Source organism: Bradyrhizobium sp. (assembly GCF_049691595.1).
Classification (GTDB): domain Bacteria; phylum Pseudomonadota; class Alphaproteobacteria; order Rhizobiales; family Xanthobacteraceae; genus Bradyrhizobium.
In genome coordinates, this window is the sequence record NZ_JBAVNZ010000503.1 from 1 (window position 1) to 4,919 (window position 4,919).

Consider the following 4,919-nt stretch of genomic DNA (forward strand, 5'->3'; position numbering starts at 1 on the left):
CGTTCGCCGAAGCCATCGCAGGCGGCAGGATCAGGGTCAGCGGCGATGCCACACGTCTTGGCGAGCTGATGACGCTGATGGACGAGTTTCCGCGCATGTTCGAGATCGTCGAGCCGAAGCGGACGGCGGTGAGTTAGGGTCCGGATGGTGCCGGATAGGCGACGGAAGGCGGTGTCGAGACCAGGCGCACGGTGAGCAGGGCTGCGACCGCGAGCGACGTGGCCACGCCGGCGAGGCAGGCTGCCCATCCGAAACGATCGAACAGTTGGCCGAGCACGGCGCTGCCGACGAGGCCGCCGAGGAAATAGCAGGAAAGATAGGTCCCGCTGGCCACGCCGCGATTTTCATGGGCGGCCTGCCCGACGAAACCGGTGGCCGAGGCTTGCGCGAAGAAAGTGCCGACGCCGACCAGCACCATGCCGGTCAGGACCGCCGCAAGATGCGAGGACAGCATCAGCGGCAGGCCGATCGCCGCGACCGCAAGCGCGCTCCAGATCGCCGGCCGTGCGCCAAATCGCGCCACCGCCCTGCCGGCGAACAATGTCGTGATCACCGAGGGGGCAAAGACAAAATAGACGAAACCGAGGTCCATCCGTCCCAGCGACAACGGAGCACGCACCAGAACGAAGTTCACGAAGGTGAAGGTGCCGATGAACGCGAACAGGATACAGAAGCCGATCGCAAAAGCAGCGCGAAGCGACGGGTCACGCCAATGGGCGATCGTGGCTTCCCACGGCGACTGCGTCGTCGGCATCGCATGCATCGGCTTCACCCGATGGATCGTGAAATATACCAGTACCGCGCCGGCGAGATTGAGCAGCGCGAAGAAATAGAAATTCGACGCCAGCCCAAAACTGTCGACCACCGCGGCGGAGACCAGCCGGCCGATCAGATTGCTCGCGACATTGCCGGTGATATAGGCTGCGAAGGCGCCGCCGGCATCCATCGCGCTGCATTGCTCGCCGAGATAGGCCAGCGTCAGCGCGAACGCCGACGCCATGCACAACCCCTGGATGATGCGCAGCATCGTGAACACGGTCAGATCCGGCGCGCTTGCCAGCAGGCTGGTCGGGATTGCGAGCAGGACAAGGCTCAAGAGAATGCCGAGCCGCCGGTCGATATGCGGGCTCAGCAGGCCGACCACAAGGCCGGCAACCGCCATGCCCATGGTGCTGGCATTGACCGCAAAGCCCATCGCGGCCGGCGTCACGTTGTAATGCCGGGTCAGGGAGGGGAGGATCGCCTGGGTCGCAAACAGATCGACCACGGTCAAAAAGGCCGTCAGGCCGATGACGAGCGATCGCAGCGCCACGCCCGGCGAGTGAGCGCGCATTTGCATCGTTTCGGATTTCATCGCCGCGGACAGCTCGGTCATGGCATCGCTCGCGAGTTAGAAAGGGGGGATGTGACGCCTGGAACGTGCGGGGCAACACGGGGGGACTTCCAGGACGTCACATCCGGCAACGAGAGCCGAGGGCGTGCGCTCGTTACATCGGCTTACATATTGTGGTCGTGCGGGTCCTTGCGGACGTCGCCGACATAGAGAATGACGGTTTCCTTGCCCAGGTTCTTCCACCAGTGCGAGGTGCCGAACACTTCGGGCCGGATGTCGCCCGCCTTGTGCAGGATCGGCTCGGCGCAGTTGCTGGCGTATTCGACGATCTCGCCCTGCTGGACGAAGATCAGCGCCGGACGGTCGTCATGGCTGTGCCACGGCACGATGCCGCCGGGCTCGATCGTCAGCTTGCGGAAGCGCAGCTGGCGATCCTTGATGTTGGCGGGTTGCTTCTCGAGGTCGATCGAGCCGAGCGTCACGTCGGTGACGCCGACCGGTTTGAAGTCGACCTTCTCACGGACGTTGGGCTTCATCTTGTCGGCGGGACATTCGCCGGCGAAGGCGGTCGAAGTCATCACAAAAGACCCGGCGACGAGGCCGGCGAATGCGAGTGATTTGACGTTTGACGTGAACATCGTGTGATCTCCTCTGTTTTTGCCTTGGCCCCGAATGATCGGGCCGGCTACGGCATCACCATCGTTGAATCCGCGCGCTTGATGAAATGCCGGTTGGCTCTCGATTCCATAGCGCGGCGCTATGCGCGCTCAGGCGTGTCCAACCATGTGCCTGATATCGGACGAAAACGTCGGGTAGGCGTAGACGTTGTCCCTGATCTGGCCGGCGGTGATCCCGAACCGCATCGCCAGCCCGAAAATATTGACCAGCTCCTGGCCGGCATGTCCGACGAAATGGGCGCCGAGAATGCGATCGGTGGCCTGATCGACGATGACCTTCGACCAGGCGACGGATTCCGCGTAAGTGCGGGCCGAAAACCATGCGTGCATGTCGTTGACATGGACCGCGACCGCGAGGCCCATTTGTTTCGCGGCCGCCTCGGTCAGGCCGACCGCGGCAAGCGCCGGCACGGTATAGACCGACGTCGCCATGCTGCCGTAGTCGGGGCTGTATTTCGCTCCCTCGACAATGTTGCGGCCGACGATGTCGCCCTCATAGGTCGCGATCGGGGAGAGCTGTGGCGAAATCGGCACCGCGTCGCCGCAGACATGGACCCGCGGATTGGAGGTCGAGCGCAGATGGCGGTCCACCGCGACGCGGCCATTGGTGTGCGCGACATTGCCGGCCGGAAGATCCAGTGTGTCGACATTGGCGACACGGCCGGCGCCATTGACGACGCGGTCGGCTTCGGCGGCATGTTCGGCGCCTTCGTGGACGAAGATGACGCGCAGGCGGCCGTTGGCGCGCTCGATCCGCTTGACGCTGACATTTGTCCTGACCCGAATCCCAATCCGCTCGCTCTCGGCCTGGAGCGCTGCGACCGCATCGGCGTCCATGGCGGGCAACAGTTGCGGCAGGGCCTCGAGGATGATGACGTCGGCGCCGGCGCGCGCATAGACGTGGCCGAATTCCAGCGAGATCACGCCGCCGCCGACGAAAATGACCGAGCGGGGCAGTTCGCGCTCGCTCAGCATCTCGTCCGAGGTGATCATATGCTCGGCGCCGGGGATCGGCAGCGGGCGCGGTTTCGATCCGGTCGCGATCACGACATGTTCGGCTTCGAGCTCGCGATCGCCGACGCGGATGGCGCTGGGCCCGACGAAAACGCCGCGGCCCTTGATCACCTCGACCTGGCGATGGGCCATCGAACGGGCGAGATTGGCCGGGATATCCTTGATCAGATCCTTTTCGCGGTCGATCAGGGCGGCCCAGTCCAGCCGGGGTTTGCCGACCGAGATGTGATGCACGGCGGCGCGCTCGATTTCGTGCAGGGCATGACCGGCGGCGACCAGCACCTTCTTCGGCGTGCAGCCGCGGTTCGGGCAGGTGCCGCCAAGGAGGTCCTGCTCGATCATGGCGACCGACATGCCGGCGCGCCGGACGGGACCGGTCACGCCGATGCCGGCGTTGCCGCCGCCGAGAATGACCACATCGAATTTTTCGGTGCTCATCGAATCAATCCCTGTGCTGGTGACCTGCGATTGATGGCAATCAGCCGCGCCAATGACGCAGCTGACAGCCCTGCGCGTGGCGGTCGGACGGTGTTACTTGCTCGTAATCGTCGACGTGATGGAGCCGACCACCATGGTCGCCATCTTGAACTGGGCGACACGGTCCTTGATGTTGTGACGCCTGGCGATCCACTCGAAATCGGTCCATACCGCCCAGACATCGCCATTGTCGTCCTGCGTCAGCAGCAGACGAACCGGCCAGTCGAGCCCGGCGTTCGGATTCGAGGTGATGAACTGGGTGCCGAGCGGGGGATTGCCGAACACCAGCAGCGTCGAGGGGCGAAGCTTGATGCCGGCGTCGGCCGCGAGCTTCGACTGGTCGATCTCCGAGAAGAACTTGATGCCCTTGCTGGCGATGTCCGCCTTGATGCGGATGATCGCTTCCGCCATCGGCACCGCGCTCTTGACGCGAACAATGCCGTCGTCGCTGTCCGCCCGCGCGGCGAAGGCGACCGAAATCACCAGAACAATGAGCAGCAGCGAGGTGCAGAAATTCGCAAAGCGGTGTGTCAAACGGCGGGTCATTGAGCGTCTCCTGTTGCTGGCACATGCCCTCTCAGCATGGCTTCCGGAACAGAATGACCGCTTGCACCGGCAAGATGAAATGCGCAATTGCTCTCAAGTCGATAGCCTCGCGCTATCGGCTCGCGATGCTCCCCGGCTATCGAACCGATTGGGCAACGGCATTTCTAATGGAGGCCGATCCAGCCTCTGATCGGCAGGCGCCCGATTGGCGGGCGTCCACGTCAAGCAAGAGGAACCCCCCAATGACCAATCTGTCCAAGACCGTGATCGCCGCTGCCGCTTTCGCGGCCATCGCCACCTCGGCGTTCTCGCAAGTCGCCTGGGAATTCAATCCGGGCATGGCCTATATGTATGGCGGCCCCGGCAAGATGACCGCGATGGCCATGGCTTCCGGCGCCAAGAACCATGACGCGATGATGAAGCGCGCCACCAGGGTGCCGCACAACACCGTGTTCTTCATGGATAACGGCGCGCTGTACTCGACCTCCGGAACGCTCGATCCGACCGGCAATTTCTATCGGCCCTGATCGAAACCTCCAAACGCAGGAAGGCCGCCCCTTGCGGGCGGCCTGCACCGGAAAATAGTATCAATCCCAACTGACCGTTCGGAGCAAGACATGACCTCGCTTTCGCCTGCCAATGCCGAACAGCTCAGATTGGCGTTCCAGCGCTGCCGCGACATGGACGGCACGTTGAGCGAACGGCTGGAAGCGTACGCCGCGGCCGGACGGAGCATCTTTCCGGCCTATAGCGAGGCGGTCGACCGGCTGGTGACGCGGGTCCACGACAATGGCGGTGGCGAAAATGCGCCGAAACCGGGGGAAGCGCTGCCGCCATTCATCCTGCCCGACGAGACCGGCCGGCTGGTCGAC

The 4,919-nt window shown here is 63.8% G+C and carries 6 protein-coding genes and 1 pseudogene; 3 read left to right on the forward strand and 4 right to left on the reverse strand.

Going from position 1 to position 4,919, the window contains the following annotated elements:
- Nucleotides 1-137, forward strand: a 137-nt coding sequence (locus WCE35_RS20860) for an alkyl sulfatase C-terminal domain-containing protein (protein WP_424595216.1), incomplete at its 5' end; no start/stop codon positions are given.
- Here the strand turns inward: WCE35_RS20860 and WCE35_RS20865 are convergent.
- From WCE35_RS20865 to WCE35_RS20880, 4 genes are all read right to left on the reverse strand, one after another.
- Nucleotides 134-1,375: an MFS transporter gene (locus WCE35_RS20865; RefSeq protein WP_424595211.1), complete on the reverse strand. Its 1,242-nt coding sequence runs from the start codon at nt 1,373-1,375 to the stop codon at nt 134-136. The two genes, WCE35_RS20860 and WCE35_RS20865, sit on opposite strands and share 4 nt — an antisense overlap.
- A 122-nt stretch (nt 1,376-1,497) precedes the next feature.
- A complete protein-coding gene (locus tag WCE35_RS20870; RefSeq protein WP_424595212.1) occupies nt 1,498-1,911 on the reverse strand; it encodes a cupin domain-containing protein in 414 nt (137 codons plus the stop codon).
- Between the two features lie 189 nt (nt 1,912-2,100).
- On the reverse strand, nt 2,101-3,462 hold the full coding sequence (locus tag WCE35_RS20875; protein WP_424595213.1) for a dihydrolipoyl dehydrogenase family protein: 1,362 nt from the start codon (nt 3,460-3,462) through the stop codon (nt 2,101-2,103).
- A gap of 93 nt (nt 3,463-3,555) precedes the next feature.
- Complete coding sequence (locus WCE35_RS20880) at nt 3,556-4,047, reverse strand: DUF302 domain-containing protein (RefSeq protein ID WP_424595214.1); 492 nt, start codon at nt 4,045-4,047, stop codon at nt 3,556-3,558.
- A gap of 242 nt (nt 4,048-4,289) precedes the next feature.
- On the opposite strand from WCE35_RS20880, the gene WCE35_RS20885 reads away from it, so the two are divergent.
- Nucleotides 4,290-4,574, forward strand: coding sequence for a hypothetical protein (locus tag WCE35_RS20885; protein WP_424595215.1), 285 nt, complete (start codon nt 4,290-4,292; stop codon nt 4,572-4,574).
- A gap of 90 nt (nt 4,575-4,664) precedes the next feature.
- Nucleotides 4,665-4,919, forward strand: a pseudogene (locus WCE35_RS20890) (peroxiredoxin-like family protein); the annotation flags it as partial.

Bases quoted from the DNA above. Each gene is read 5' to 3' on its own strand.
- WCE35_RS20865 (WP_424595211.1), bottom strand. From the start codon at position 1,375: ATGACCGAGCTGTCCGCGGCGATGAAATCCGAAACGATGCAAATGCGC.
- WCE35_RS20870 (WP_424595212.1), bottom strand. From the start codon at position 1,911: ATGACTTCGACCGCCTTCGCCGGCGAATGTCCCGCCGACAAGATGAAG.
- WCE35_RS20875 (WP_424595213.1), bottom strand. From the start codon at position 3,462: ATGAGCACCGAAAAATTCGATGTGGTCATTCTCGGCGGCGGCAACGCC.
- WCE35_RS20880 (WP_424595214.1), bottom strand. From the start codon at position 4,047: ATGACCCGCCGTTTGACACACCGCTTTGCGAATTTCTGCACCTCGCTG.
- WCE35_RS20885 (WP_424595215.1), top strand. From the start codon at position 4,290: ATGACCAATCTGTCCAAGACCGTGATCGCCGCTGCCGCTTTCGCGGCC.